Here is a 26469-nt window from a genome sequence, read left to right as displayed (position 1 = left end):
CAGTCCGCTTGCCCAGACAATGTGGCTCAATCTTCGCCCATTGGGCATCCGTCAGTACGTCTCGGTCCATCCAAAGCGTGAATCACATTCGTAAAGCTTTGTGAATCCCCACACGCCCTAGAGTCTGATCCACTTGCGTGGAAGCGGTACCGGCCCGCTCCAGCGTTGCTGGATCAGGCACTAGCGCAACGGCTGGTCGCGCGCGGTCAGGAGCGGCGGGGCATAGGGCACGGGCGCGCCGGGCGGCAGCGCGGCGATCTCCTGCGCGATCAGGTCGGCGCGGCGTCCGGGCGAGGAATGCGTACGGCTGTAGAAGATGCCGCCCGCGATTCGCGCACCCGGCCCCTGCCAGAAGGTGACGGCATCCGCCGGATTCCACCCCGCATTGCGCAGCAGATGGACGCTCAGCCGGTCCGCCTCGTCCTCGGTCGTTCGGAACAGCCGCCCGTTGCGGCCGAATTCGCGCAGCAGCCCGCGGTTCACCTTGGCCGCTTCCAGCCGGTCGTGATGGCGCAGGATATTGTGCGCCAGTTCGTGCGCGACGACGACCGCGATCTGGCGGTCGTCGAACCGGTCGAGGAACGCGCCGGAAATCTGCACCTGCCGCCCGTCGGCACTGGCGTCGAGCGTCGGGCCGGGGCGCAGCTCGAACAGCGTGGCGCAGCCGGGCGACGGGGCGAGCGTGACGGTGCGATCGCCCCCGGCCCGCCGCAGGGTCATCGTCAGCGGCGCGGCGGCGGGGCGCCCGTCGAGCAGCGCGGCAAAGGCGTCGCGGGTGCGGACATGCCCTGCCCCGTCGGCGGCGGGCACCGGCTGGCCGTCGACCGCGACGATCGCATCGTCGGCGCGGACCCCGGCGCGTGCGGCCACGCTGCCCGGCACGACGCCCTCGACGCCGATCGGGGTGGCGAAGCCGAACACGCGGCGCGCCTCGGCCTGTTCGGCGGCGGGATATTGGTCGATCGCGTGGAACACGATGCCGGTCGCCGGCACCCGGTCGGCGCACAGCGCGGCATTGGCGACGGCGAGGCGATGGCCGATCGCAGCCAACCGTACGTCCCCGGCGCGCAGCTGTTCCAGCGTCGCCGCATCGTCGGCATGCACCGCACCGACCAGCGCCAGCAGCACCGGCGCAGCGAACAACATCGCCCGGCGCCTTACCCCGTGCGATCGATCAGAAGGCATTCCGGTGCACCAGCACCCCGAACGTCTTGATGATGATCATCATGTCGCGCCAGATCGTCCAGTTGTCGAGATATTCGAGGTCGGAGTGCAGCCGGTTGGTCAGGTCGCTGCGATGGTTGGTCGCGCCGCGATAGCCGCGGACCTGCGCCAGCCCGGTCAGCCCCGGCTTCACCGCATGGCGATGCCAGTAGCGCCGGTCGATCTCCCAGAACAGCTTGTCCTCGGCCTTCGATCCCAGCGCGTGCGGACGCGGGCCGACGATGCTCATCGTCCCGTCGAGCACGTTCATCAGCTGCGGCAGTTCGTCGATGCTGGTCTTGCGGATGAACGATCCGACGCGGGTGATGCGATCGTCGTCGCGCGCCGCCGAACGGTTGCCCGCGGCATCGCCCTGATCGACGCGCATGCTGCGGAACTTGCGGATGCGGAACAGGCGGTTGGCCCGCCCGATCCGGGTCTGGACGAAGAACACCGGCCCGCGCGATTCGAGCTTCACCGCCAGCGCCACCAGCAGGAACACCGGCAGGAGCAACAGCAGCGTACCGCCCGCGAAGGTGATGTCGAACAGCCGCTTGAGCAGCCGTCCCTGCGCGCTCATCGGTCCGCGCGCGACGACCAGCGTCGGGCTGCTACCGAAACGGTCGAGGCCGCGCGGGCCGAACGCCTTGAGCTCGTCCATCACGATTTCGGCCTGGACGTTGGCGCCTTGCAGCAGATGGACCCATTTCGCGCGGTTCTCGACGCTGCACGCCACCACGACCCGGTCGACCTGTTCCAGCGCCTGCGCGAGCCGGTCGTACATCTGCGGGTCCTGTCCCGCCGCGTCGAACGCCGAGGTGGCGAGTACCATCGAGAAGCTGCCGCCGAGCGGCATGTGCCCGTCGTCGCAGATCAGCACGACGTTGTACGGATTGCCGCCGAGGATGCGCGCGACCCGGCGCACGAAGACATAGCGCACGGCGCACAGCGCGACGAAGCTGCCGCCGATCCCCAGCGCGAACACCAGCCGCGAGAAATCCTCGCTGGCGCGCAGGATGAAGGCGAGGAACAGCACGGCGGCGGCGGCGAAGGTCAGCGCGCGCGCGGCACGACCGACGGTGATGCTGACCCGGTCGATGACGCTGGCGGCATAGGCCCCGATGCTGAACGCGGCGATCAGATAGAGCGGCACGATCGCGGGCGTGATGATCCATGCCGAGCGCAGGCTGCCCTCATAGCCCCAGCACGCCGCCGCGAAGCTGCCGACGATGCACAGCAGGTCGAGGATCATCAGCCCGGCATAGAGCCGGAAGCGCAGCAACCGCCGCGACGGTTGCCACCGCCCGCGCAGCGACGGCGATCCGCCGCGGTTGCCGACCGTGTCATTCGATGCGATTCGCCCGGTACTAACGTTCATCGCCCCTTGTTCCGTCGCGTGTGACCAAAGCCCCGATCGTCACCGACATAGCCAGAAATGCTGCGCTTGCTCAATAGACGTTGGCAGCGCGTTGTTCTTACCCGATTTCCCGTCGGCCACCAAGGTTCGGACAATGCTCTTCGCACGATTACTGTCGGAACGACAATAGCGTCGCGGCTCGTCTTGGCGCGATGCCCGCCCCATACAGCAAGGGGCGCCGGGTATGGCACCCGACGCCCCTCGATTCGCAGTCGTCCGGTTCAGCGGCCCGGCGGCGGCACCGCGCCCGGCGGCGGGGCACCGGCACCCCCGCCCTGCTGCATCATCTGCTGCATCTGCATCTGCTGCAGCACCGCTTCGGGGATGAAGTCGATCATCGTCACGTCGAACACCAGCACCTGCTTCGACAGCTTCTCCGCTTCCGGCGACAGCGGCGGCGCATCCGCCGGGCGCGGGCCGCCGTAGCCGAGCGACGGCTTGATCCAGAAGCGGTAGCTCGACCCCTTGGGCATCAGCTTCAGCGCCTCGCCGAAACCCGGCACGACGCCCTTGGGCGACATCGGCGTCGGCTGGCGGCTCTGGTCGAAGATCGTGCCGTCGGGCAGCTTGCCGACATAGTTCACCAGCGTGACGTCCGAATCGGTCGGGGTCGGGCCGCTGCCCTTGGTCAGCACTTCATATTGCAGCCCGCTGGCCGTGGTGACCACGCCGGGGCGCGCCGCATTGCCCGACAGGAACGAATCGATCTCGCTGCGGGTACCGGCCCAGGCGAGGCCCGCCGCGAGCAGCAGCGCCAGCACGATGCCGGTCCAGATCCAGACGATATACCCGCGCTTGACGGGATGCAGCGGAACGGCGGTGACCGACATCGAAACCCCTAGACCGGCAGGCGCCGCACGGCGCCCTGTGTCAGATGATGAACCGTTGCGGCGCGGGGCAACGTCCCGCGCCGCCGTCGCTTACCGGGCGCTGTCGCGCTCCATGCGCTTGCGCTCGAGCTTGCGGGCGCGACGCACGGCGGCGGCACGCTCGCGGGCGCGCTTCTCCGAGGGCTTCTCGTAATGACGGCGCAGCTTCATTTCGCGGTACACGCCCTCGCGCTGCAGCTTCTTCTTGAGCGCACGGAGAGCCTGATCGACATTGTTGTCGCGAACGATGATCTGCATGGGGGACTAAAACTCCGAATCTCTTAAAGCAATAGCATGGGGTTCGCCGAAGCATGGCCCGGCGTGACGGGCCCCTGTATCAACACCCGCCCGCAGGGGCAAGCGCCGATGACCCGACTCCCGGAGTCTGTCTGGAAACGTGCCGATGCACGGTTTGCGGCACCGGCCCGCTCCCCCACCCGGCCACCCATCAGGATACTGGTGTGGGTGGCCGGGTGGGGGTTAGCCCAGCAAAGTACTACTTTGCTGGGACCCGTGGGGGAGCGGGCCGGTGCCGCCTCGGAACGCGCACCCACGCACGTTTCAGAACAGCATGTCGTCCGCGTCGGCGCGGCGGGCGAGGATGCGGCCGACCGCGTCGAACAGCGCGTCCATCGCCACCGGCTTGAACAGCACCTCGTCCGCCCCGGTCGCGATGCAGCGTTCGGCGAGGTCGACGGCGGCGTCGGCGGTGACGACGATGATCGGCACGTCGCGCTTGGCGTCGGTGCGGGCGCGGATGCGGCGGATCGCCTCGAACCCGTCCATGCCGGGCATGCGCAGGTCCATCAGCACGAGATCGAACGACTCGGCGTCGATCCGGCGGAATCCGGCCTCCGCCCCGTCGGCCTCGACCATCGCCGCGCCTGCCACATCCAGCATGTCGCGCACGACCCGCCGGTTCATGGCGTCATCCTCGATATAGAGGATGTTCATGACGTGCATCGCAGCGTCGCCGGGCCCTTGTCGAAAATGTCAGGCATATTCGACCCCGCTATCGCGCCGGTGCGCATGGGAAACAAGGGGGCGTGGACAGCTTCGGCCCCTTCGGATGACGCAAACAGTTCGGCTCTTAGTTTCGTTCCCGAAACGGGTTTGTGCAAGGGGGTCAGCGGCGACGGCACGGCGACATGTGCCTCGTCCTGCGCCAGCAGCACGATCCCCCGGGCGCCCCGCGCCGCAAGCGCGGCGGCGATCCGCGCGAGATCGCGGTCGATGTCGTCCGACATCGCGCGCAGACCGGTCAGGTCGATCAGCGCCCGTCCGTGCCGCCCGCCCGCCAGTCCGGCGATCAGGTCATCGACGCGCCCGGCGAAGGCGATCCCGGCGACATGCGGCGCGAGCAGCCCGCGCAGCTTGCCGCGGACGATCGGATTGGCCTCGACCACCACCAGTTCCTCGCCCGATCGCTCGGCGACCGCACCGGCGGGCGCCGCCACCGGGACGAGCGGCAGGTCGACGGTGAAGGTCGCCCCCTCCCCCTCGACGCTGTCGAGCAGGATGTCGCCGCCCAGCGCCTGCGCCAGATTGCGCGAGATGGTGAGGCCGAGCCCGGTCCCGCCATAGCGGCGGGTGGTGCTGGCGTCGGCCTGGCGGAAGGATTCGAACACCTCGCGCTGGCGCTCCGGCGCGATCCCGATGCCGCTGTCGCGCACCGTGATGCGCAGCCGCTCGCCCGCCGCCTGCGCGGTCAGGGCGATGCTCCCCTGCGCCGTGAACTTGATCGCGTTGGAAAGCAGGTTGTTGACGATCTGGCGCAACCGGCCCGGATCGCTCTCGATCCATGCGGGCAGCGGGTCGATCGCCACCGCAAAGGCCAGCCCGCGCTCCTGCGCCTGCGTGCGCCACATGGCGGCGACCTCGTGCAGCACCGCCGCCGGATCGGTCGGCTCCAGCGTGACGCTGAGCTTGCCCGCCGTCATCTTGGCGAGGTCGAGGATATCGTCGACCAGCGCCCGCATCGCCAGCCCCGCCCCCTGCACCACGCCCAGCCGGTCGCGCGTCACCGGCGGCAGCGCCGGATCGGCCAGCATCACCTGCGTCATGCCGAGAATGCCGTTCAGCGGGGTGCGGATCTCGTGGCTGGTCGTCGCGAGGAATTCGGTCTTCGCCTCGAGCGCGCGGCCGAGCGCGGCGTTGGTCGTCTCCAGCCCGGCATTGGCCGCGCGCACCTCGTCGCGGCTGCGCCGCAGCGTCAGCACCACGACGCCCAGCACGATGATGACGATGCCTACCGCGCCCGCGCCGACCATGAACAGGATGCGCTCGAACCGTGCGCGCGACCGCTCGAACGCGACGTTGCGGCGCAGCTCGGCCTGTTTCAGCCCGGCGATGCGCAGTTCCTGGTTCTGGAAATCGAACCGGGCCGACATCAGTGCCGTCTTGGCCGAGGTCGCGACCTGCGTCGCCTGGTCGTCGAGTCGGTTGAGCGCCTCCAGATGCGCTAGCGCCTTGGTCGTCTGCCCGGCGGCGGCATAGACCGCATAGGCGTTGCGATGATTGTCGCGCTCGGCCAGCGTCGTGGCGGTCAGGTCCACCCCGGCGAAGATGCCGTCGATCAGCCGCAGCGCGCGCGCCCGGTCGCCGCGCTCCATCGCGATCCGGGCCGAGATCGAGCGCAACCCGTCGAGCGCCTGGCGCGAACCCTGCCGCCGCGCGATCGCGATGCCGCGCGATACCGACGACCATGCCGCGCGGGTATCGCCCACCGCCACCTGCGAGCGGGCGAGATTGCCCCATACCCGCGCGGCGAGCGCGGGATTGGTATCGCCGATCAGCACCAGCGCCCGGCGGAAGTCGCGCACCGCCTGCTTGTCGCGGCGCGTTTCGGCGAGCACGTTGCCGCGGTTGTTGTAGATCGACGCCATCATCGTCGGATCGCCGCCGATGTCGATCGCCTGCCCCAGATAGCGCAGCGCCGATTCGTAATCGCCGCCCTCGCGATAGAGCGAAGCGATGCTGGTCAGCGCCAGCGCGCAGCCACGCATGTTCCCGGCGGCCAGATACGCCTGATACGCCGCCTGATAATCGGCGAGCGCCGCCGCGACGTCGCTCCGGTCGGTCGCAAGGTCGCCGCGGGTGCGCAGCAGGTCGCCCCGGATCGCGCTGCTGCCGCCGTCGACCAGCGCCAGTCCGCGATCGACCAGCACCCGCGCCGCCACCGGATCGCCGGTCCGCGCCTCCGCCTCGGCCCGCAGCCACAGCAAGGCGGCCTGCTGCCCCGCATCGCCGCGACGGACGAGGTGCGCGAGTTGCGGCGTGGCGGCCAGCACCGCATCGGGATCGGTGACGAGTTTGGGGCGCAGCGTGGCCAGTGCCTGCTCGAACCGCGAGTCCGGCTGCGCCGCCGCCGGGGCGGGCGACAGCAGCATGGCGCACAGGGCCGCCGGCAGGAGCAGGATGCGGTACATGGTACCGTTCCCATGCCACCGCGATGCTTAACGGGTGGTAACCGTCAGCCGCGTTGCCATGCCCGCTGATTGCGGTCGAACGACAGCCGCCGGTTCGTCACCGCCGCGATATGCGCGGTATCGGCGAGGAAGGCGAACAACGCATGCAGTTCGATCGGATGGCTGATGAGATAGCCCTGCACCATGTCGCATCCCATGACGCTGAGCAGCGCCAGCACCGGCTGCGTCTCCACCCCCTCGGCGGTCACTTCCATACCCAGTGCATGGGCGAGATCGATGGTCGAGCGCACGATCAGCGGATCGCGGTTGCTGCTCGCCAGTTCGGTGATGAACGACTTGTCGATCTTCAGTTCGCGCGCGGGCAGCCGCTTCAGATAGGACAGCGACGACAGCCCGGCACCGTAATCGTCGATCGCGAGGCGCACGCCGATCGCCGCCATCCGCTTGAGGTTCGCGATTGCGGTTTCGGGATCGCGGATGACCGCCGTCTCGGTGATCTCGATGCCGATGCGGGCATTGCCCCGTTCGATCAGCGCACAGGCCTCCGCCACGAAGCTCTCGTCGGACAGCAGCACGCCGGAGATGTTGACGAACAGCGGAAAGTCATGCCCCGCCGCCGCCAGCGCCCGCTGGTCGGCCACCGCCTGCCCCAGCGTCCACAGCGTCAGCTGCCCGATCTCGAGGCAACGTTCGGCCATTTCGATGAAGCTGCCGGGCAGGATGAGACCCCGGACCGGATGCCGCCAGCGCACCAGCGCTTCGGCGCTGGCGACGCATTGCTGCCGGACGTGCAGCTTGGGCTGATATTGCAGGAAGATCTCGCCGTTGGCGATGGCGTGCGGCAGGTCGCGCATCAGGTCCATCGGGTCCGTCGCGAATCGCGGATCGCCGAGGTCGTCCAGCCGGTCGCCGCCGCGCATGCGGGCATCGTGCAGCGCGCGCTCCGCCGCCTCGACCAGATCGATCTCGGCAACGGTGGCGGCATGCCCGCCTGCGCCGCCGATCGCGAGCCGCACGACATGATGTTCCCCGTCGAAATTGACCGGATGCGCCAGCAGCGCGTGCAGTTGCGCCAGCAGCGCCCGACCGGCGGCGAAGTCGCGACGCTCGAACGCGATCTCCAGCATCGAACTGCCGACCACGGCGACGCTGCCGTCCGCCAGGGCGCGGCGGAGATGGTCGGCGAGGCAGGCCATCAGCCGCTCGCCGCGCGACAGCCCGGCGCGGCGGCGCACGACCGGGAAATTGACCACCACGGCCAGCAGCACGAAGCGATAACCGCCGTCCGGCGCAGGCGGCGGCCCGTCGGCCGCGGCGGGGCGATCACCCGGCGCGGCGTTCGACGGGGCGCGGCCCGCCGCCATATCGGTTTCCTGCGGCTCCATAGCCCATGGCGATAGCCGCACAGGTAGAAACTAACCGTTAACGCCGCCCTTTCCGATCGTTACGTTCGAATCGCTTGGGATTTGGTTAATTCGATGTTAACCATGACGATGCGCTTCGGCGCTTCTGGGAGAATGACTATGCAGGCGTTTTTCGCTCTGTTCCGCGACACCTACGGCGACGACATCCGCCCGGTGTAACGGAACGATCGCCTGGGTCATGATGGTTCGCCCGGGTGGCCCAGGCGATTTCACGTGCGGACTGCGATTCGATCGATCAGCGCGACGGCGCCGGTGTTCCCGCCCCCGCCCCGGCCGCACAGGGAAAGCGCTGCCGGAGCGCGACCACCACCACCGACGACGCCTCGCCCGAGCGATAGGCCGGGTTCTTTTCGAGATGGTCGAGGAAGATGCGGCGCAGGTCGCCCTGCGGCGGGCGCAACGCGGTGCAGAACTCCTTCGCGTTCAACCACGCCTCATAGGCTTTCACCGTATCGTACACCCCGGTCAGATAGGCGAAGCAATAGGATGCGCTGGCGGGTACGTTCGACTGGCAGCGCGTCTCCAGCTCGCCCGCGCGCAGGAAGCCGATCGGCGAGCTGTCGGCATTCTGCACCGGCGCGGCGATCGCGAGCAGCAGGGCGGGCAACACCATCGACATCTCCTGTTCGGGCCAAGGTCGCGCCCCTACCTGGCAAGGCATGAGCAGGTGGTGAACGGCGATGCCGCGCCGTCGGTTGCAGGCGGGCGGAAACGGCGATAGCGGCGGTGATCGTGGACGCCCCCCGCCCCCAGCCCGGCCCCGCCGCCGATGCCTCGCTCGACTGGCTTACCATGCCGCAGCCGCGACGGCGGCGGTCGCGCTGGCCGCTGGTGGTGCTGCTGCTCGCGCTGCTTGCGATCGGCGGCTGGTGGTGGTGGCCGGCGGGCGACGTGCCCGCGACCCCGCCCGCCACCGTGACGCGCCAGACCGCGCAGCTGCTGCGCAATCCCTTCGCGCCCGAAGCGTTGCGCCCGCTCGATCCGAACCGCGCGCGGCAATGGAACGCCGCGGTCCCGACCGCCGAACCGGGCACCCCCGCCGCGACCGGCTTCGCCGCGCTGGCGGCGGCCCCGGTCGACCGGATGCGCTCGATCGACTGCCTTGCCGACGCGATCTACTACGAAGCGGGCAACGAACCGGTCGAGGGACAGCGCGCGGTGGCGCAGGTGGTGCTCAACCGGGTGCGCCACCCCGCCTATCCGAACAGCGTGTGCGGCGTGGTCTATCAGGGGGCGGCAAGGCGTACCGGGTGCCAGTTCAGCTTCGTGTGCGACGGATCGCTCGCCCGCGCCCGCACGCCCGCGGGCTATGCCCGCGCGCGCGGCGTGGCGGAGACGGCGCTGGCGGGCTATGTCTATGCCCCGGTCGGCTGGGCGACGCATTATCACGCCGATTACGTCGTACCCTATTGGGCGGCGGGGCTGACCAAGGTCGCGACGATCGGCGCGCATATCTTCTATCGCTGGCCGGGACGGCAGGGGACCGGGGCGGCGTTCGTCGATCGCTATGCCGGGCGCGAGCCGTTGCTGGGCGGCGCGCTGCCGCAGCCGGAGGCGAGCGCCTCGCCGGTCGCCGCGCGCGACCTGCCGCCCGCGACCGTCACCGCCGCCGAACGCCCGGTCATCTTCAGCAACGCCGCACAACCGGAGAAGCCCGTGGCCACCGCCACCCCCGCGCCGGGCGGCGACCGCTGGGTCATCGCGCGATAGGGTGCTGCCCGATCCACGCTCCGCATACCCGCCACCGTTCGTGTCGAGCGCAGTCGAGACACGGTGCGCTACGTTTGCGGCACGTCCCTCGACTGCGCTCGGGACGAACGGATCGGGGGGCCGGAAAAACGCGCTGTGCCGTTTCTGGAGTCTGATCCACTTGCGTGGAAGCGGTACCGGCCCGCTCCCCCACCCGGCCACCCATCGAGCGTACCGTGTGGGTGGCCGGGTGGGGGAGCGGGCCGGTACCGCCCTGATCCAGCTTTGCTGGATCAGACTCTAACCGACATGCACGACCCGCATCGGCGGCACCGCAACCGGCCGGTCGACCGGATAGGACCAGCGCGTCTCGCCGTCCGCACCCTCGCCGAGGAAATCGAAGCCGAGCGTCGCATAATGGTCGCGCACCAGCGCGTTGCGCGGCGTCGGGCGATAGACGCCGATCAGCCGCGCCACCCCCGCCGCCTGCGCCTGTCGACACAGTTCGGCCAGCACCGCGCGTTCGACCCCTCGCCCGAGCACGCGGCAGCTCATCAGCCACGTGTCGATCTCCCACCCATCATCGGCAGCCAGCGCGATCACGACCGAGATCATGCCGGTGTCGCCGAACATGTCCGACAGCCGCACCTGCAGGGTCGCCGCGGCATCCTGCTCGAACGCGGCGACGGCGTTGGCGTCGTGGCGGCGGGTGGTCAGGTTGAACTGGTTGGACTTGGCGATCAGCTGGACGATCCGCTCGCGCCCGACCGCATCGAACGGCGCGAAGGTGACGGTCATGTCGAGCGAGGCGAGATAGGCCTCCACCCCGTCGGACCCCGCCGCCAGCTCGGCGCGCCTTGCGTTGGCACGATAGGTCGCGCCGCGCATCCGGTCCTCGTCGGAAAAGCCGGTCGCCTCGAAATAGCCTGCCGCCGCGAGGGTCCGGGCATAGAGCGCCGGGTCGGCGGGCAGTTCGGGCACCGCCACCTCGGGCAGCAGGCGGCGGACCAGCGCGCGCTCGACCGGATTGTCGTCGGCCAGCACGAACGAGGCGAGCCCCAGCGACAGCGTGTCGGCGATGGCGCGGATGTTGGCGGCCTTGTCGGTCCAGTTCGCCTGGAACACCGCGACATGCTCCTCGCGCAGCAGCATGTCGGGATGGGTGGCGAAGGCGTGGCGCGCGATCGCGTCGTCGTTCTTGGACGATACCGCCAGCACCACGCCGCGTTCATGGAGTTGCAGCGCCGTCCGCTGCATCGCGACGAACGCCTCGCCGGTGGCGTCGCCCTGCCCCAGCCTGATCCCCGCGATCCCGTCGTCGCCGATCACCCCGCCCCACAGCGTATTGTCGAGATCGAGCACGAGACAGCGCCGCGCCTTGCCCAGCGTCGCCGCGATCAGCCGCGCGACATGATCGGCATAGAGCGGCAGGCAGCGGGTGGCGAAGGGCAGCTTGGCGAGGTTCCACCCGGCGGGATCATGCCACTGCGCCAGCCCGACCGTGGCGGCCAGCGTCGCGACGTCGAGCAGATGGTCGCCGCTGCCCGCCAGTTGCGCGACGATCGTGTCGTTGATGTCGGCCACCACCCGCGTGACGCTGGCGGCGACGCGACGGTCGTAGTTGCCGAACAGCGTTTCGGGCGGGGCGGCGATCGTCTGCACGATGCTGGCCGCGCCGCCGCGTTCGAGCAGCGCGGCGCGCATCGTTGCGATCTGTGCCACGGCGCCGTCCGCGTTCCTGCCGGCAAGCGTCGGCGCGACGGGCAGGTCGCGGTGGTCGAGCGCCAGCAGCACCGCATCGCACCGCGCGGCGTTGATCGCCGATGCGGGATCGAGCGCATCCTGCATCGCCCGCCCGAACTCGCCGCGCACCACCTCCAGCGCGATGCCGTGGCGCGCGGCGCTCGCGACCAGCGCGGGGGCGATCAGGTCGAGCGTGCCGGTGCCGATCAGCCCCAGCCGGTACGGGTGCAGCGGGGCGAGGCCGCGCCCGTCGCCCTGTGCCGCCGCGATCGCGCGGGCCAGCCGGTCGAGCTGGTTGGGCGACAGCGCATGCGCCGCGATCGCGCGGATCGCCTCGCCGGGGACCGGATCGTGCGCCAGTGCGGCGATGCGCGCGCGGGTGTCGGCAGGGGCGGGCAGCAGCCAGCCGAGGTCGAGGTACAGGTCGGCGGACATCTCAGATCAGGCCGAACGCCGAACTGGTCGCGTTGAGCGCGAAGCCCAGCGCCACGCTCTTGATGAGTTCGCGCGCCGTCACCGGCAGGTTGGCGTTGATGATCGCGGCAGTGACGGAGGTGATCCCGGCGAACAGCAGCACCGACCACCAGCGGGGAAACTCGGGGCTCGGCGGATGGGGCCATGAGGTGATGAGCGGGAGGAGCACCATCAGGAAATGGCCGAAGCACGACGCGATCCAGTGCACGACCATGCGCGGCACCGTCTCGCCCAGCTGGGTATGCGGATTACCGATCATCGTCGTCCGCCGCGTCTTCGTCGGTGCGCTGCATGTCGCCGATCAGCGCCTCGACCAGATATTCGTAATAGAGCGGTGATTCGGGGCCGAGTTCGAGGCCCGATGCCCCCTTGCGCGCCGCCAGCTTCGCCCGGGCGGCGCGAATCTGCCATTCGGCCATCTCGCGCCATGTCGCCGCGTCGCGCGCGGCGATCGCCTGCTGCGCCAGCGCGACCAGCATCACCAGCGCGCCCAGCACCGCGACGACCACCGCCCCGTAATAGCTCTGCTCGTATTTCGCGCGCAGCGTCAGGCCATAGATGACCGTGCCGACGACCGCGACCAGCGCAAACAGGCACACCGCATCGATCGCGCGATTGAAGCGCATCGACCACAGCGATGCAGGTTCGTGTTTCAGTGTATGCCCGCTTTACTGCCCGGTGATCGCCGGTCGACTTGGCCGAACCGATCGATCCGACTTTAGTCCAGCACCACCCGGCTGCCAAGGCTGTCGCGCCGTTTGCAGCATGCCGCCGATCGGCCCGGCCAGCAGGGGCGTGAGCCGCTCGACGAACGGGACCGAGAGATGGCTGTTGTCGTGATAGACGACGATGCCGTCGATCACCACCGGGCACACGCGCGGGCCGCAGATATGGTCTGACAGGTCGAGGAAGCGCACGCCCGGCATCGGCGGCAGCGCGTCGATCGGGCTCGGCACCGAAAGATGCGTGGCGCGATCGAGATCGCAGCGGCCCGCGAAATCGGCGCGGTGGCGATCGATGCACACCGGTACGCGGTAATGTTCGGCGCGCGGCGTGTCGCGGATCGCCAGCACCGCGATCCCCGCGCGGGTCCATGTCCGCCATACCGGCGGGAAGCCCGGCGGCACCTCGTCGCCGCGATTGCCGGGGCCGGGGCGGGTCGCGGTGGTGACGACCAGCGCGGGGCGGAGCGCCAGCACGCGGGCGACGGCGGCCCTTGCCCACGCCCGGCACCGTGCCGCGCCGGTGCCGGTGCGCAGCACGCCGTTATATTCGCCATCGATCGGGCAGGCGCTCTTGGTGATCGACACCAGCCGCCACCCCTGCGCCTGCGCGATGCGCTTCAGCGCCGGATGGAACTGGGTCGAATGCGATCCGCCGACCAGCGCGACCAGCGGAGCGCCCGGATTGCGCGTGCCGCTGAAACACGTCGTGACCCGTGCCGAGCGTTCTTTGGTGTCGCAACCGTTGCCATAGGGTTCGGGCAGCAGCGTGCCGATCGCGGCGAGTTGCGCATCGATCCCCGGCGGCAGTGCGGGATCGCCCCGCACCACCGGCAGCGGCGGGCGATAGCGACGGGGGGTCGCCAGATAGCGCGCCTCGACTGCCGCGAAATGCCGTTCCCAGCCGTACGCATAGGCAAGGTTGGGAAGGGCGGGCAGCAGCGCCAGCACCAGCGCGGCCAGCGCCCCGCGTCGCCGCGGCAGCCGTGCGATCGGCCGCGCCTCGCCCAGCCGCCGCATCGGGTCCTCGACCAGCCGCTTGAGCGACAGCGCCGCCAGCACCGACAGCGCGATCACCACGCCCCCCTGCATGAGCGTCAGCCGGGTCGTGCCGAGCCATTCCTGGCCATAGGTCAGGATCGGCCAGTGGCAGAGATAGACGGTGAACGATATCGCCGCCGCACGTTGCAGCCAGCGGTGCGACAGCAACGCCGCCGCGCTGCCGCGTACCCCCGCATCGCCCCCGGCCAGCAGCAGCAGCGTCGCGCCGCCCACCGGCCACAGCGCGGCGAGGCCGGGATAGGGCGCGTCGGGCGGCACGATCCATGCGGTCGAAACGATCGCCGCCAGCCCGCCCCAGCCCATCGCCCGCGCCGCCGCCGCGCCGGGCCGCACCCGATCGGCGGTGACGGCGAGGATCGCGCCCGCGGCGAACTGCCAGAAGCGCGCGGCGGGGTTGAAATAATGCGGTGCCGGATTGCGCGCCAATATCCACAGCGCGAAGGCGAAGGACGCGATCCCCAGCACGCCGAACACCGCGACATGCACCCGCCGGTCATAGCCGCGCCGCCCCGACAACGCGCGACAGGCGAGGATGAGCAGCGGCAGGACCGCGAAGAACTGCATCTGCGTGGAGAGCGCCCAGAATTGCTGGAACGGGCTGGCCGGGGTGTCGCGCGCGAGATAGTCGGTCGATTCGCGCAGCAGTTGCAGGTTTTCGAGCTGCACCGTCGCCATGACGCCGTTCAGCGCGAACGGCTTCCACAGCGTGATCGGCAGCAGGAAGCTGCCCGCGATGAAGGTGAGGAAGATCACCGCCATTGCGGCGGGCAGGATGCGCAGGCCCACCCGCGCCCAGAAGGCGAGCGGATCGACCCTGCCCCCGTCCGCCTTCGCCACCAGCGAGCGGGTGAGGAAATAGGCGGAGACGAGGAAGAACACGTCCACCCCGCCGGTCACGCGGTCGAGCCAGATGTGCCCGATCACGACCAGCGCCATGCCGATCGCGCGCACGCCCTGCACATCGGTGCGGTAGCGACCGGCGACGCTCCGGTCGCCCTGGCTCATGCGCCCGGCCTCAGCGACCGACCGCGCTGCACTGGACGGTCGCGAGGCTGGCGAGCGGGGCGGGCTTGCAGGGCGCAGGCTCGCCCCAGATATAGCCCGACCCCTTGTAGCCGAGATACACCCGCCCGAACACGTCCGGGTCGGCACCGATCGCCGTCACCTGGTCCAGCGTGCCGACGGGGAAGTCGACCAGCCGCACCCACGTCTTCGCATCGTCGACCGAGCGCCAGATGCCATAGACCCCGCCGACCTTCCCCGAGACGAAGATGGTGGGATAGGACGAACCCGGCGCGGCCTTGCCGAACGCCACGTCGTCGACGCGGTCGACGTCGGGCACCATCACCCACGTCGCCCCGCCGTCGATGCTGCGGCGCAGGGTCGATTCGGCGGCATGGGCGTGGCCCGAGGTGAAGAACAGGTGCCCGGCATGGCCCGGCACCGAACGCAGCTTGGCGGCGGCATTGGTCGAGGCCATGATCTCGCCCGCGAACACCTGGCTCCACGTCGCGCCGCCGTCCTGGCTGCGCCACAGCCCGGTAAGCCCCTGATTGGGCGCCTCGCCGCTGTGATAGTAATAGAAGGTGCCGGGGATCGACTTGTCGGAGGCCAGCGTCTTGCGCTGATACCATTGGTGCTCGAACGATCCCGGATTGTCGCCCTGCGCGCCGGGCAGGCGCACCGGTTCCCAGTTGCGGCCGCGGTTCTTGGTATAGAAGGGCGTGCGGTTGAACGCCGGTGCCCACACGATATTGCCGGTGTCGCCCGACGATACCGCGATCGTGCCGAACGACATGCGCCACGGATCGTCGGCCTTGGTCCCCGGCGGCTGCGGCAGCGTGGCGAACTTCGTCCAGCTCTGCCCGCCGTCGCGGCTGTAGCCCGCCATCACCGTGTTGCCGTCCTGCCAGCAGCAGCCCATCCGGGTGTCGGTGGCGTTGGTGACGACATAGGACGGATCGGCCGGGGTCCAGTCGATCTGCTGCGCGGCGATCAGCGAGCGTTCGCCCGGCTGGAACGTCGTCGAATAGGCGTTGAGATCGGGCTTGATATGGATGCCGAAGTCCCATCCGGCGAACATCGGGGCGTGGCCCGGCGTCTGCACGATGTCGTTGGCCACGATCTCCTCGATCCCGCGCGACTGGCTGATCCAGTCGGCCGACGCGCTCTCGGGCGTCAGGTCGGCGTAGAACACGCCGGTACCCGCCGCCACCCACAGCCGGTTGGCCACGACCGGATCGAACTGGATATCGCCGGTCGGGAAGAAGGACTGGTCGGCGAGGCGCAGCCATGGCGGGTCCTTGGGCCCCGCCTCGGCGGTATGCGACAGGGTGCGCCACGTCCGCCCGCCGTCGCTCGACTGGTATCCCGCCCCGCCCCAGTCGAACACGACGACCTGATCGGCGCGCGGATTGGCGGCGATCGCGCCATATTTCTTGGCGGGCAACCCCGCCTCGGTGGTGAGGTTATGCCATGCGCCGTCGCGCAGCGACCAGATGGTCTGCGTCTCGTCGTCCGCGGCGAAGAACACGCCGTTGCGGTCGAACGTGCCGTGGCGCAGCGTCATCGGCCCCGCCCCGCCCGCGGCCAGCGGACGGAAGCTCGCCCCGCGATCGGTCGAGACATACATGCCGCGCCCCGACGCCATGGCGAGGATGCGCCCGGTCGGCTTGGCGCCCGCCCCTGTCTCGAACCATACCAGCGTGCCCGGCGCCTGGATGCCCGGCGGCGGGCGGCGATCGACGCTGGTCGGCACCGACGCCACCCGGTTCCAGCTGTTGCCACCGTCGGCGCTGCGCCACAGCCCGCTGCCGGGCGTGCCGAGCAGCACCAGATCGGGGTTGGTCGGATCGACGGTCAGATAGGGCCCGTGCAGGCGGAATTCGCTGTTGGCGTCCCATTCCAGCGGGAAGGGATTGCCCTGCCCCGACTGGACGAAATGCGCGCCGCGATCGTCGCTGCGATACACGCGACCCTTGGTCGCCAGATAGACGCGCTGCGACCGCGACGGCGCGACGGCGATGGCATAGGCACCCTCCGCGATCCCGTCCTGCACCCGGTCGGCGGGGGGGAAGGCGGCGGCGGTCATCAACTGCTTCCAGCGATCGGCCTTTTTGTCCCAGATATATGCGCCGTACACGTCGGCGCGGGCGACCATCGTCTCGCCCTTCGGGTCCATCGCGAGGCCGGTGATATAGCCGCCGCCGCCGATCGCGACCGCCTTCCACTGATATGCCTCGTTCGGCACCGGGCGTCCGGCGCTCGACAGCGCGGGCGGCGTGGTCAGCGCCGCCGCGGGCTGCAGGAACCACGCCCAGGCGGCATAGCCGAGCGCGGCGATCAGCCCCACGGCGAGGATCGCCCACAGCCAGCCGCGGCTGCGCCGCTCGGGCTTGACGAACTGGTCATAGCGGATGGCATTCCGGTCACGTCGCTGCATCGCACCCCTCGACCCCGCCCGACATGGGGCATGGGCTGGCAAGTTGAATCAGTCATGGGTCTTGCGGGCGAGGTGGTACAGCGCAATCGGGCTGGTCACAAGGTAACGCCGCCCGAGTCGCAGCGGATCGCGCGCCGCGCGGTAGATCCATTCCAGCCCCAAGCGCTGCATCCATTCGGGCGCGCGCGACACTCCCCCGCCATAATGGTCGAACAGCCCGCCGCAGGTACGGATCCACGCGACGCCGGGCAGCCGGTCGCGATTGGCGATGGCGAACGCCTCCTGCAACGGGCTGCCCATGCCGAGCCACAGCACGTCGGTGCCCGCCGCGACGATGCGTTCGCAGATCGCCTGCGTCCGCTCCGGCGGGAAATAGCCCGATCGCGTGCCGACGATCTGGAGATCGGGGAAGCGGCTGCGCAGATGGTCCGCCGCGCGCGCCGCGACGCCGGGCCTGCCGCCGAGGAAATAGAAGCGGATGCCCTCGCGCGCCGCCACCGCGGACGCATCGAGCAGGAAATCGGTCGTCGCGGTGCGCTCCTCCAGCGGGCGATCGCACCAGATGCGGCTGGCGAACACCAGCGGCATGCCGTCGGCATCGACGATATCGGCGGCGTCGATCGATCGGCGAAAGGCGGGATCGCCGTGATAGGCGGCGACGACGCTGCCATTCGCCGAGGTGACGACCCGCGGGCGCGGCAAGTGCCCGGCGCGCGCCGCCGCGACATCGGCGCACATCGTCCCGGCCAGTTGCCTGAGCGTCAGCCGGGCGATCGGCAGGCCGCCGATCGTCACCTTCTCCGGCGGTTGCGGCTGTGCTGCCGGATCGGCCATCGCGCTTGCTCCCCTTGCCCGCGCAAGCCTTCTCACGCCGCCGTGCCGCCGACAAGGGGGCGGTGCCGCGCCAGGAAGCGCGAGGCGCGGCGTTGCAGGATCAGCGCATAGGCCCCCTCCCCCGCCACGATCCCCGCGATCGACCAGATCGGCCCGCCGAGCGCCAGTCCCGCCGCGACCCCGCCCAGCGACAGCGCGGCAGTGCCGATGCTGATCGACGCCAGCTCGCGGAACCGCCCGGCGGCGAGGAGCAACGCACCCTCCGGCGCATGGAGTTGCCGCGCCAGCGCCACGGCGAACCACAGCGCCGCGCCGAGCGCGATGACCGGCAGCGTAAACTTGCCGCGGAACAGCAGCTCGGGCGCGAACGTCAGCAGCAGCACCGCGACGACGGCGGTGCCCGCCCACACCGCGAACAGCACGGCGTGCAACTGTCGCCGTCCGGCCCGCACCCGGTCGATCCGCCCCTCCGCCAGATCGCGTGCGAAGCGGGCGCGCTCGAACTCGACCAGCGCGTTGATCGCGACGGTAATCGGGCGGATCAGCAGCGCGGCGGCGGCGATCGGCGCAAAGGCCGTGGCGCCATAGAGCGCGGTCACGATATAGCTGTGGCTGTTGACCGTCCCCTCGGTCGACAGCACACCAAGCAGCGACCAGCGGCTGTCGCGCCGCCAGATCGCACGATAGCCGCCAAGTCCCCGGACCCCGCCCAGCACCGACGCGCGCAGCGGCCACAGCGCGGGCACCACCGCGAGCAGCAACGGCAGCACCGCCCCGCCGAGCGACAGTGTGGGGCGCGCCAGCACCACCGCACAGCCGATCGCCAGCGTCGCGCCATAGATCAGGTCGGACGCGATCGCGCGGGCGGGCACACCATGCGCCATCGCCCGCGTCCGCGCGAACTGCCGCGCGAGCAGCAGGGCGGTGAACAGCGCGAACAGGATCGCCGCCACACCCCCCGCCCCGGTGGCGAGGCCCAGCAGCAGCATCGCGCCCGCCAGCGGCAACAGCGCGGCGCGCTGTGCCGCGTCGATCGCCGCCACCCCCTGTCCCTGCGCCGCCGCGACCAGCATCGGCGCGCCGAACAGCGCGCTCCACAGCCCGATCGCGAACTGCGATACGACGATCAGAAACGAGAAGCGCCCGAAATCGCCGAGCGACAGGCGGGTGAGCAGCAGCAGCGACAGCGCGAACTGTCCGCCCGCGCCGAGGATCGGGCCGATCCCCGCCCCGGCATAGCGCCCTAGGCCCGCGATCACCGCGCGCGGCGCGGGAGGGGCCGGGCGGGTCGCCGCCGGACGCGACGGAGCAGCCGCAGCGCCCGCTCGCGCAGCTGGCGATGCGCGCCCTCCCCGGCGTTCGACAGGTGATAGATCAGCGCGATCGCGAGGAACAGGAACAGGTTGGGGATCGCCATGCGATCGAGCAGGCTCGTCTCGGTCATGTTGTGCCCGGCGCTGAACAACAGCATCGCCAGCAGCAGCGACCGCTGTGCCCGCCCGATCGAGAAGCTGGTGAGCAGCCGCGTGATCGGCCACAGGATCAGTACCGCGATGGCCAGCAGCGTGCCGGGCAGGCCGATCGTCACCACGAGGTCGAGATAGCCGTTGTGCCCATGGCCCGCATGCTCGGCGATCCAGCCGTCGGTATAGTCCCAGATCGGCGCGTCCGGCCCGATCTGCCAGAACGACCCGAAGCCGGAGCCGGTCCACGGATAGCGGCCCGCATAATCGATCAGATAGGGCCAGATCTGCGCCCGCCCGGTCAGCGCGGTCGGATCGCTCAGCGCATTCTCCAGCACGCCCGAATACAGGATCACGAGCTGGATCAGCACCACGCCGACGAGGATCGCCAGCGTCAGCGCTAGGCCGCGATAGTTCGCGTCATAGCGCCGCACGAGCCAGCCGCCGATCACCGCGAGCAGCAGGATGCCCTGCGACGTGCGCGAATGGGTGAAGTAGAGGAATATCAGCGCCGCCGGGATGACCACCAGCGACGCCGCCACCGGCACCCGCCGCCGGTCGAACAGGAACAGCAACACGGTGAAGGCGCAGACCGCGCCGGTCATGTTCTTGTGCGGCAGCATGCCGCGCCAGTCGCCGACGATCGACGTATCCTCGCCCAGCACGAACGGATGGGTGCCGAGGCCGGGCACGAGCATCGTCAGGAAGTTGCAGACCAGCAGCAGCACCAGCACGATCCGGGTGACGTACAGGGTCCGCGCATAGCCCAGCTCGCGCGAGGTCGCGAACAGCATCCAGATGACGATCGTGGTCAGCGCCAGCCGCCGGATCGCGACCCCCGGCACCATCGACCAGCTGATGGTGAACAGGCAATAGCCGAGCAGTACGCTGATCCCCACCGGCAGCGCCCAGCGCGCGGCGAGCCGCCCGGATCGCCGCAACCCGATCAGCGTCAGCAGGAACAGCGCGCCGGTCAGCACCTGGCGCAGCACGTCGCCCTGGCTGTCGTCCGCCGCCTGGGTATATTCGGCGAAGGGCGAGGTGCCGACCGTCGCCAGCAGCAGCAGCCCGACATAGCCGAGCGTCGCGACGAAGCGGTTGAATCCGTCGGCGCCGGTGCGAAGGGCGGGCAGCGCGGGACGCCGGGCGGTGACGGGAGCGACGGGCATGGCCGATCCTACCGCGCCGCCAGCGTCGCCGCCAGCAGGCTTTCGTACGCATCGATCATCGCCGCGTTCGATGCCCCGCCCGCCAGCCGCCGTGCCTGCGCCGTGCGCGCCGCGCGCAGCGCCGGATCGTCGAGCACGTCCCGGATCGCCGCCGCCAGCGCAGGCGGATCGCCGAGCGGCACGACGGCGCCGCAGCGCGTGCCGTCGTCGAGCGTGATCCCCTCCACCTGCACCGCCACGTCCGACACGATCAGCGGCAGGCCGAGCCGCGCCGCCTCGATCAGCGCGAGGCTGTGGCCTTCGTACAGGCTGACCTGCACGAACAGGTCGGCGGCGGCGGCCTCCGCCAGCGCTGCGCCGCGCGTCACCTGTCCGGTGAAGCGGACCCGCCCGGCGATGCCCAGTTCCCCGGCCAGCGCATGGAGCATCGCCGCATCCTCGCCCCCGCCGACGATGGCGAGCGTCGCATCGGGCACCAGCGCCAGCGCCCGGAGCAGTTGCGGGTAATTCTTCTGCGCGGTCAGCCGCCCGAGCGCGACGATATGCCGCCCGCCGCCACCGGTACGCTCGGTCGCGTCGATCCGCGCCTCGATCCGGGTCGGCAGCGCATTGTGGATCGTCCGCCGCTTCGCGCGATAGGCGGCAGGCTTGTGCGCCAGCGTCGCCGCAACCGCATCGGACACGCTCACCACCGCCGCGACGCACGGCAGGCAGCCGGTCCAGCCGTCGATGCGGTCGATGCGCGGATTATGGGTATCGGTCGGCGAATGGTGCGACGGGATCACCCGTGTGCCCGTCCGCGCCAGCGTCACCGCGATCGGCAGCAGCACATTGGCCAGCGGCATGGCGGTGACGATCGCCGCCGGACGGTGCCGCCGCAGCCAGCGCACCAGTGCAGCGAGCAGCCGGGGCATGTCCGCCGCCGATGCGGGGGTGCGGTCCAGCACATGGTCCCATGCGAGGCCGTCGTCGCCCGGCGCCTCCAGCCCGGCACGCGGCGGATAGAGCGCGACGCGGCCCACGCGGTGGCCCCGCGCCGCCAGCCCCTCGGACACGTCGTTCCAGATCTCGCGCAGCCCCCCCGCCGCCGAATGGGTGACGCAGAACCAGATCGCGCCGCTCATCGCGCCGCCTCCGCCACGAGCGGCGCGACCTGCGCCGCCGCTGCCGCCGAGGCCCGCTCCGCCCCCTTGCGGTTGAGATGCGCCGCGCTCTGGTACAGCGTCGGATCGCGCGACAGCTCGGGAAAGGCGAACACCGGCCCGTAGCGGCGATAGGCATCGGCGCGCCCCGGCGACTGGACCGGACCGTAGAGCGGCAGCCGCAGGAACGCGATGCGCACGCCCCTAGCCCGCGCATCGGCGGCGATCCGCGCGACGTAGCGCCGGTCCACCGCCAGCCGTCGTTCCTCGGGCAGGAAGCGCAGGCGGCGCAGCCCCGCCTCCTGCCGCGCGACCGCCGCCCGGCTCATCGCCGCCAGTTCCGCCGCCGGGCGGTGGCGGTCGCCGTTGTTCATCGTGCCGTCGGGCAGGCGATAGCCGAGCGTCCGGTCGAGGTCGCTCCCGGCATAGGCGACGGGATCGAACCGCCGGGTCACGCCGAACCAGCCGGGCAGCGCCTGCTGCGCCGCATTCTTCAGCTGGCGATAGGGCAGCGCCAGCAGGTTGCCGACATAGCTGGTGTTGACCAGCAGCGGCGCGGCGAGCAGGTCGCGCGGCGCTGCCGTCTCCGCGAACATCGGGTGCGAATTGCCGATGTCGCCGTCGTCGGACAACAGGATCAGCCGCACTTCCGGGTGATGGTCGAGCAGCAGCCGCACCGTCTCCCAGGTGAAGTCGCGCCCCGGCATCACCAGCGAAAGGTTGGTGACCGGCACCGGCCGCGCCGCGCGGCGCGCCAGTTCGCGCGACAGGATCACGGGGCTGATCCCCGATTCGAGCCGCGACGACCCGACCACCGCCACCTCGATCGGCGCGGGATCGAACACGATACGTTCATACAGCCAGCGGGCATGGAACATCTGCGTGCCCGCCGCCTGCTGCCACGCGACATAACGGTCGAACGGCAGCGCCAGCGTCGCCAGCACGCCCGCGACCAGCGTCAGCGCGATCGTGGCGATCAGGGTCGCGGCGCGGCGCGGGGCGATCGGCTGCGGGGCGGCGTCGGTGGTCATCGCATCCCCCGTTAATAGCCGAAATAGACGAAGCTGCCCGAACCGCGCGCGACGAGCGCCAGCGCGACGAACAGCATGAGCCCGATCCCGACCGACCAGCCGATCGTGGGGGCCCAGGTGAAGGCGATGCGCGGCAGCGACACCCCGCGCCAGCCGCGCCAGTCGAGCACCGGCTCGTGCGCGTCGAGCAACTGCATCGAATTGGGCAGCAGCCAGCAGATGGCGAGGGCCAGCGCGATCAGCAGCGCGAAGCCGCCCCACCCCGCCGCCGGGATCGCCGCCGTGGTGGCGCCCGCCCCCAGCCCGGCCCCCATCCCCGCCATCGCCCGCCACAGATGCGCGGCGGTGGCCATGTCGGGCGCGCGGAACGGCACCAGCGCGACCAGCACGGCGAGCAGCGTCGCCTGATTGCCGAGCAGCCCGTGCCACGGCCGCGCCACGCGCCCCTTGCGCCGCTTGCGTCGCACGAAGCGCCACGTCTCCGCCGCGACCATATAGCTCGCATGCAGCAGGCCGAAGACGATGAAGGTCCAGTTGCCGCCGTGCCATGCACCGATCACGAACATCGCGACGAAGGTCGGCAGCAGCACCCCCAGCGCGTGCATCGCCCCCCGCCCCACCCCGCGCATCGCCGCGAAGCGGGTCAGCGGCAGCGCCAGCGGCTGGAAGATGTAATCGCCCACGAACCGCCCGAGGCTCATGTGCCAGCGCCGCCACCATTCGACGATGCTGGTGACGCGCAGCGGCGAATGGAAATTGGCGGGCAGGCGGATGCCGAACATGCGCGCCGCACCGATCGCCATGTCGCTGTAGCCCGAGAAGTCGAAATAGAGCTGCATCAGATAGCCGAGGATCGTGCCCCATGCCGCCGCCGCGCCGAACCCGGCACCCGTCGCCGCGGCGGCGAACAGCGGATCGACCCACAGCGCCAGCGTGTCGGCGATCACCACCTTCTTGAACAGCCCGATCGCCAGCAGGACGATGCCGATCAGCAGGTCGGCGGGCATCGCCCGCCGCGCGGGCGTCGCCTCCAGCTGGCCGACGAACTCGCGGACATAGACGATCGGGCCGGAGATGATCGCGGGAAAGAACAGGATCGCGGCGGCATAGCTCAGCGGCCGCACCGCGCCCCCGCGCCCCCGCGCGGTATCGACGAGGAACGCGATCTGCTGGAAGGTGAAGAACGAAATGCCGAGCGGCAGCGCGATGCGCACGAGAAACGCATCCGCGCCCACCGCGGCGGGCAGGTTCTCGGCAAGGAACCCGCCGTACTTGACCCCGACCAGCGCGGCGACATTGGCGACGACCCCGAACGTCAGCCAGCGGTGCCGCACCGTCCCCTCGCTGCGCAGGATCGCGCGCGACACGAGGTAATTGCCGACGACCGACGCCAGCAGCACCGGCAGCGCCCATGCCGCCGCCAGCGCATAGAAGACCAGCGTCGCCCCGATCAGCAGCGCGGCGCGCGTCCGCACCCCGCGCGTTGCAACGATCGCCCATGCCGCCACCACCAGCGGCAGGAACAGCAGCAGATAGCCGTAGGAATTGAACGCCACCGCGCCCGTCCGCGCGTCAGGCGGCGGCGGTCAGCAGGTCGACCAGATCGCCGATCTTCGCGGTCGACTGCCACTGCGCGATCGTCAGCCGGGTGCCGAACGCTTGCTCGACCGCCACCATGAAGCGGATGTTGCTCAGGCTGTCCCATCCCGCCACGTCGCGCGCGGTCAGATCGTCGCGATAGACGATATCCTCGTCGTCGAAGGTGTCGATCAGCACCTCGGTCAATCGGTCGATCACATCGTCGCGGGTCATGGCGTCTCCCTTGTCGCAAAGCCGGTCGGGGTCAAGGAAGCGTGGGCCCGCCCCCGCCCCGGTTCAGACGAGGCGCGCCGCCTCGCGCCGACGGCGACGCATCGTGCGCAGCACGTCGTCCCCGGCATCGCCCTTCACCCGGCGCTCGTCGAGGTCGGCGGTGGCGAACTGGGTAAAGGCGACCACGAACATCATCATCACGCCGACCAGCGCGTCGCGCTCGAACAGGCTGCTCTCGGTGATGTTGTGGCCCATGCAGAACAGCAGCATCGCGACCAGCATCGCGCCGCGCGCGGGCACGATCCGGTTGCTGGTCAGCAGCCGCCACATCGGCCAGACGATCGCCGCGAACACGATCAGCGCCAGCCCCGGCAGGCCCACCGTGACCAGCAGGTCGAGATAGCCGTTGTGCCCCACCGTCACCAGCAGCGCGAAACCGCTGCCATAGCTGTAGACCGGGCTGTTCCCGCCGATGTTCCAGAACGATCCGAAGCCCGCGCCATAGATCGGGTTGGCCGTCGCATAGCGCACCAGCACCGCCCAGATCTGCCCGCGCCCGGTGAACGCGCTCGGTTCGAGGTAATTGACCTCCAGCACGTCGAGATAGGCGGTGGTCATCACCCAGACGAAACAGGTGACGATGGTCACGATCGGGATGAGGTAGCTGCGCAGGCGGCGGCTGAGCGTCTGGAACATCCAGCCGACCAGCATCGCGATGCCGAGCATGCCCGCCGACGTCTTGGACTGGGTGCGGAACAGGAAATAGCCCGCCGCCACGATCACCGCGATCCGCAGCAGCGTGGGGATGCGCTTGGCATCGAACAGGAACAGCAGGATCAGCAGCGCCGAGGCCGCGCCCGCGAAATTCTTGTGCGCCATGAACCCGCGCCAGTTGCCGATCAGCGCGGTCGGCATCGCCGAGTCCTTCAGCAGATGGACGCCGGTCGGCTGGTCGACGAAGACGACGATGTAGTTGATGAGCAGCGCGACGACGAGCGCCCCGCGCAGGATGTCGAGGATCGACTGGTATCCGCCGAACTTGACCAGCAGGAACACCGTCCAGATCGTCAGCACCGTCAGCAGCAGACGCCGCGATCCGATGTCCGGATCGACCGCCCAGAACAGGCTGAGCACGCACCAGCCCAGCGCCAGCAGGATCGGCCACGGCATGGCGATGATGCCGAGCCCGCGCTCGAGCGGACGCGAACCCCACAGGGTGAGCGCGAGGAACGCGATATAGCCGATCTGGCGCGCGCTGTTGCCCGCGCCGGACATGGTCATCTCGTTCAGCGACATCAACGGTGCGAGCAGCACCATGACGAGGAAGCCGACCGCCGCGACGCGCAGCAGCCGGTCGTGCAGGTCGACATAGCCGCCGCCCGCATCCGCCTTCGGCGCGCCGACCCGCAACTGCTCAAACAGGCTACCGCCGATCCCCGACGAATCCATGACGATCCTTACTCCACGCGCGTCGGCGGCGAACCTTCGGCAACCGGCACGATCGCCGGACCGGCGTTGCACGAATCACGATTTGGTTCCGCCCTG

22 protein-coding genes are annotated in these 26469 nt (G+C 70.2%); 1 reads left to right on the top strand and 21 read right to left on the bottom strand.

Annotated elements, in window-relative coordinates:
• Positions 1-180 precede the first annotated feature (180 nt).
• From ABLE43_RS19675 to ABLE43_RS19640, 8 genes are all read right to left on the bottom strand, one after another.
• A complete protein-coding gene (locus ABLE43_RS19675; protein WP_348979847.1) occupies positions 181-1146 on the bottom strand; it encodes a PDZ domain-containing protein in 966 nt (321 codons plus the stop codon).
• A 28-nt stretch (positions 1147-1174) separates the two neighbouring features.
• Positions 1175-2581, bottom strand: a complete 1407-nt coding sequence (locus ABLE43_RS19670; protein WP_348979846.1) for an exopolysaccharide biosynthesis polyprenyl glycosylphosphotransferase — start codon at positions 2579-2581, stop codon at positions 1175-1177.
• A gap of 260 nt (positions 2582-2841) precedes the next feature.
• Positions 2842-3450 carry an FKBP-type peptidyl-prolyl cis-trans isomerase gene (locus tag ABLE43_RS19665; protein ID WP_348979845.1) on the bottom strand — a complete coding sequence of 203 codons (609 nt, stop codon included), beginning with the start codon at positions 3448-3450 and terminating at the stop codon, positions 2842-2844.
• A 90-nt stretch (positions 3451-3540) separates the two neighbouring features.
• On the bottom strand, positions 3541-3747 hold the full coding sequence (gene rpsU / locus ABLE43_RS19660) for a 30S ribosomal protein S21 (protein ID WP_010545388.1): 207 nt from the start codon (positions 3745-3747) through the stop codon (positions 3541-3543).
• A 303-nt stretch (positions 3748-4050) separates the two neighbouring features.
• Positions 4051-4443, bottom strand: a complete 393-nt coding sequence (locus tag ABLE43_RS19655) for a response regulator (protein ID WP_348979844.1) — start codon at positions 4441-4443, stop codon at positions 4051-4053.
• A complete protein-coding gene (locus tag ABLE43_RS19650; protein WP_348979843.1) occupies positions 4440-6917 on the bottom strand; it encodes an ATP-binding protein in 2478 nt (825 codons plus the stop codon). The genes ABLE43_RS19655 and ABLE43_RS19650 overlap by 4 nt, the downstream gene beginning before the upstream one ends.
• 44 nt (positions 6918-6961) lie before the next feature.
• Positions 6962-8281 (bottom strand): EAL domain-containing protein, encoded by a 1320-nt coding sequence (locus tag ABLE43_RS19645; RefSeq protein ID WP_348979842.1) that lies wholly within the window; start codon positions 8279-8281, stop codon positions 6962-6964.
• A gap of 295 nt (positions 8282-8576) precedes the next feature.
• Positions 8577-8954 carry a Rap1a/Tai family immunity protein gene (locus tag ABLE43_RS19640; protein ID WP_348979841.1) on the bottom strand — a complete coding sequence of 126 codons (378 nt, stop codon included), beginning with the start codon at positions 8952-8954 and terminating at the stop codon, positions 8577-8579.
• Positions 8955-9073: 119 nt separating this feature from the next.
• On the opposite strand from ABLE43_RS19640, the gene ABLE43_RS19635 reads away from it, so the two are divergent.
• Positions 9074-10051, top strand: a complete 978-nt coding sequence (locus tag ABLE43_RS19635; protein WP_348979840.1) for a cell wall hydrolase — start codon at positions 9074-9076, stop codon at positions 10049-10051.
• 279 nt (positions 10052-10330) lie between these two features.
• On the opposite strand, the gene ABLE43_RS19630 is transcribed toward ABLE43_RS19635, so the two are convergent.
• The 13 genes from ABLE43_RS19630 to ABLE43_RS19570 form a co-directional block, all read right to left on the bottom strand.
• Positions 10331-12208 carry an HAD-IIIC family phosphatase gene (locus ABLE43_RS19630; protein WP_348979839.1) on the bottom strand — a complete coding sequence of 626 codons (1878 nt, stop codon included), beginning with the start codon at positions 12206-12208 and terminating at the stop codon, positions 10331-10333.
• A gap of 1 nt (position 12209) precedes the next feature.
• Positions 12210-12506 (bottom strand): hypothetical protein, encoded by a 297-nt coding sequence (locus ABLE43_RS19625; RefSeq protein WP_348979838.1) that lies wholly within the window; start codon positions 12504-12506, stop codon positions 12210-12212.
• A complete protein-coding gene (locus ABLE43_RS19620) occupies positions 12496-12873 on the bottom strand; it encodes a hypothetical protein (RefSeq protein WP_348979837.1) in 378 nt (125 codons plus the stop codon). Before ABLE43_RS19620 ends, ABLE43_RS19625 begins: the two co-directional genes overlap by 11 nt.
• 42 nt (positions 12874-12915) lie before the next feature.
• On the bottom strand, positions 12916-15036 hold the full coding sequence (locus ABLE43_RS19615) for an acyltransferase family protein (protein WP_348979836.1): 2121 nt from the start codon (positions 15034-15036) through the stop codon (positions 12916-12918).
• A gap of 10 nt (positions 15037-15046) precedes the next feature.
• Positions 15047-17473 (bottom strand): WD40/YVTN/BNR-like repeat-containing protein, encoded by a 2427-nt coding sequence (locus ABLE43_RS19610; protein WP_348979835.1) that lies wholly within the window; start codon positions 17471-17473, stop codon positions 15047-15049.
• Positions 17474-17521: 48 nt separating this feature from the next.
• Positions 17522-18307: a WecB/TagA/CpsF family glycosyltransferase gene (locus ABLE43_RS19605; protein ID WP_348979834.1), complete on the bottom strand. Its 786-nt coding sequence runs from the start codon at positions 18305-18307 to the stop codon at positions 17522-17524.
• Positions 18308-18339: 32 nt separating this feature from the next.
• On the bottom strand, positions 18340-19566 hold the full coding sequence (locus tag ABLE43_RS19600) for a hypothetical protein (RefSeq protein WP_348979833.1): 1227 nt from the start codon (positions 19564-19566) through the stop codon (positions 18340-18342).
• Positions 19563-20939 carry an O-antigen ligase family protein gene (locus ABLE43_RS19595; protein ID WP_348979832.1) on the bottom strand — a complete coding sequence of 459 codons (1377 nt, stop codon included), beginning with the start codon at positions 20937-20939 and terminating at the stop codon, positions 19563-19565. Before ABLE43_RS19595 ends, ABLE43_RS19600 begins: the two co-directional genes overlap by 4 nt.
• A gap of 8 nt (positions 20940-20947) precedes the next feature.
• Complete coding sequence (locus ABLE43_RS19590) at positions 20948-22063, bottom strand: glycosyltransferase (protein ID WP_348979831.1); 1116 nt, start codon at positions 22061-22063, stop codon at positions 20948-20950.
• On the bottom strand, positions 22060-23112 hold the full coding sequence (locus ABLE43_RS19585; RefSeq protein ID WP_348979830.1) for a hypothetical protein: 1053 nt from the start codon (positions 23110-23112) through the stop codon (positions 22060-22062). The genes ABLE43_RS19590 and ABLE43_RS19585 overlap by 4 nt, the downstream gene beginning before the upstream one ends.
• 11 nt (positions 23113-23123) lie before the next feature.
• The gene (locus ABLE43_RS19580) at positions 23124-24668 is read right to left on the bottom strand and encodes an MBOAT family O-acyltransferase (protein ID WP_348979829.1); all 1545 of its coding nucleotides are present in this window, start codon (positions 24666-24668) and stop codon (positions 23124-23126) included.
• 16 nt (positions 24669-24684) lie between these two features.
• Positions 24685-24924: an acyl carrier protein gene (locus ABLE43_RS19575; RefSeq protein WP_348979828.1), complete on the bottom strand. Its 240-nt coding sequence runs from the start codon at positions 24922-24924 to the stop codon at positions 24685-24687.
• 63 nt (positions 24925-24987) lie between these two features.
• Positions 24988-26373, bottom strand: coding sequence for an O-antigen ligase family protein (locus tag ABLE43_RS19570; protein ID WP_348979827.1), 1386 nt, complete (start codon positions 26371-26373; stop codon positions 24988-24990).
• Positions 26374-26469: the final 96 nt, after the last annotated feature.

The organism is Sphingomonas silueang (assembly GCF_040049155.1).
GTDB lineage: Bacteria > Pseudomonadota > Alphaproteobacteria > Sphingomonadales > Sphingomonadaceae > Sphingomonas > Sphingomonas silueang.
Note: the sequence above shows the minus strand (reverse complement) of the source record. Positions and strands in the feature narration are given on the sequence as shown.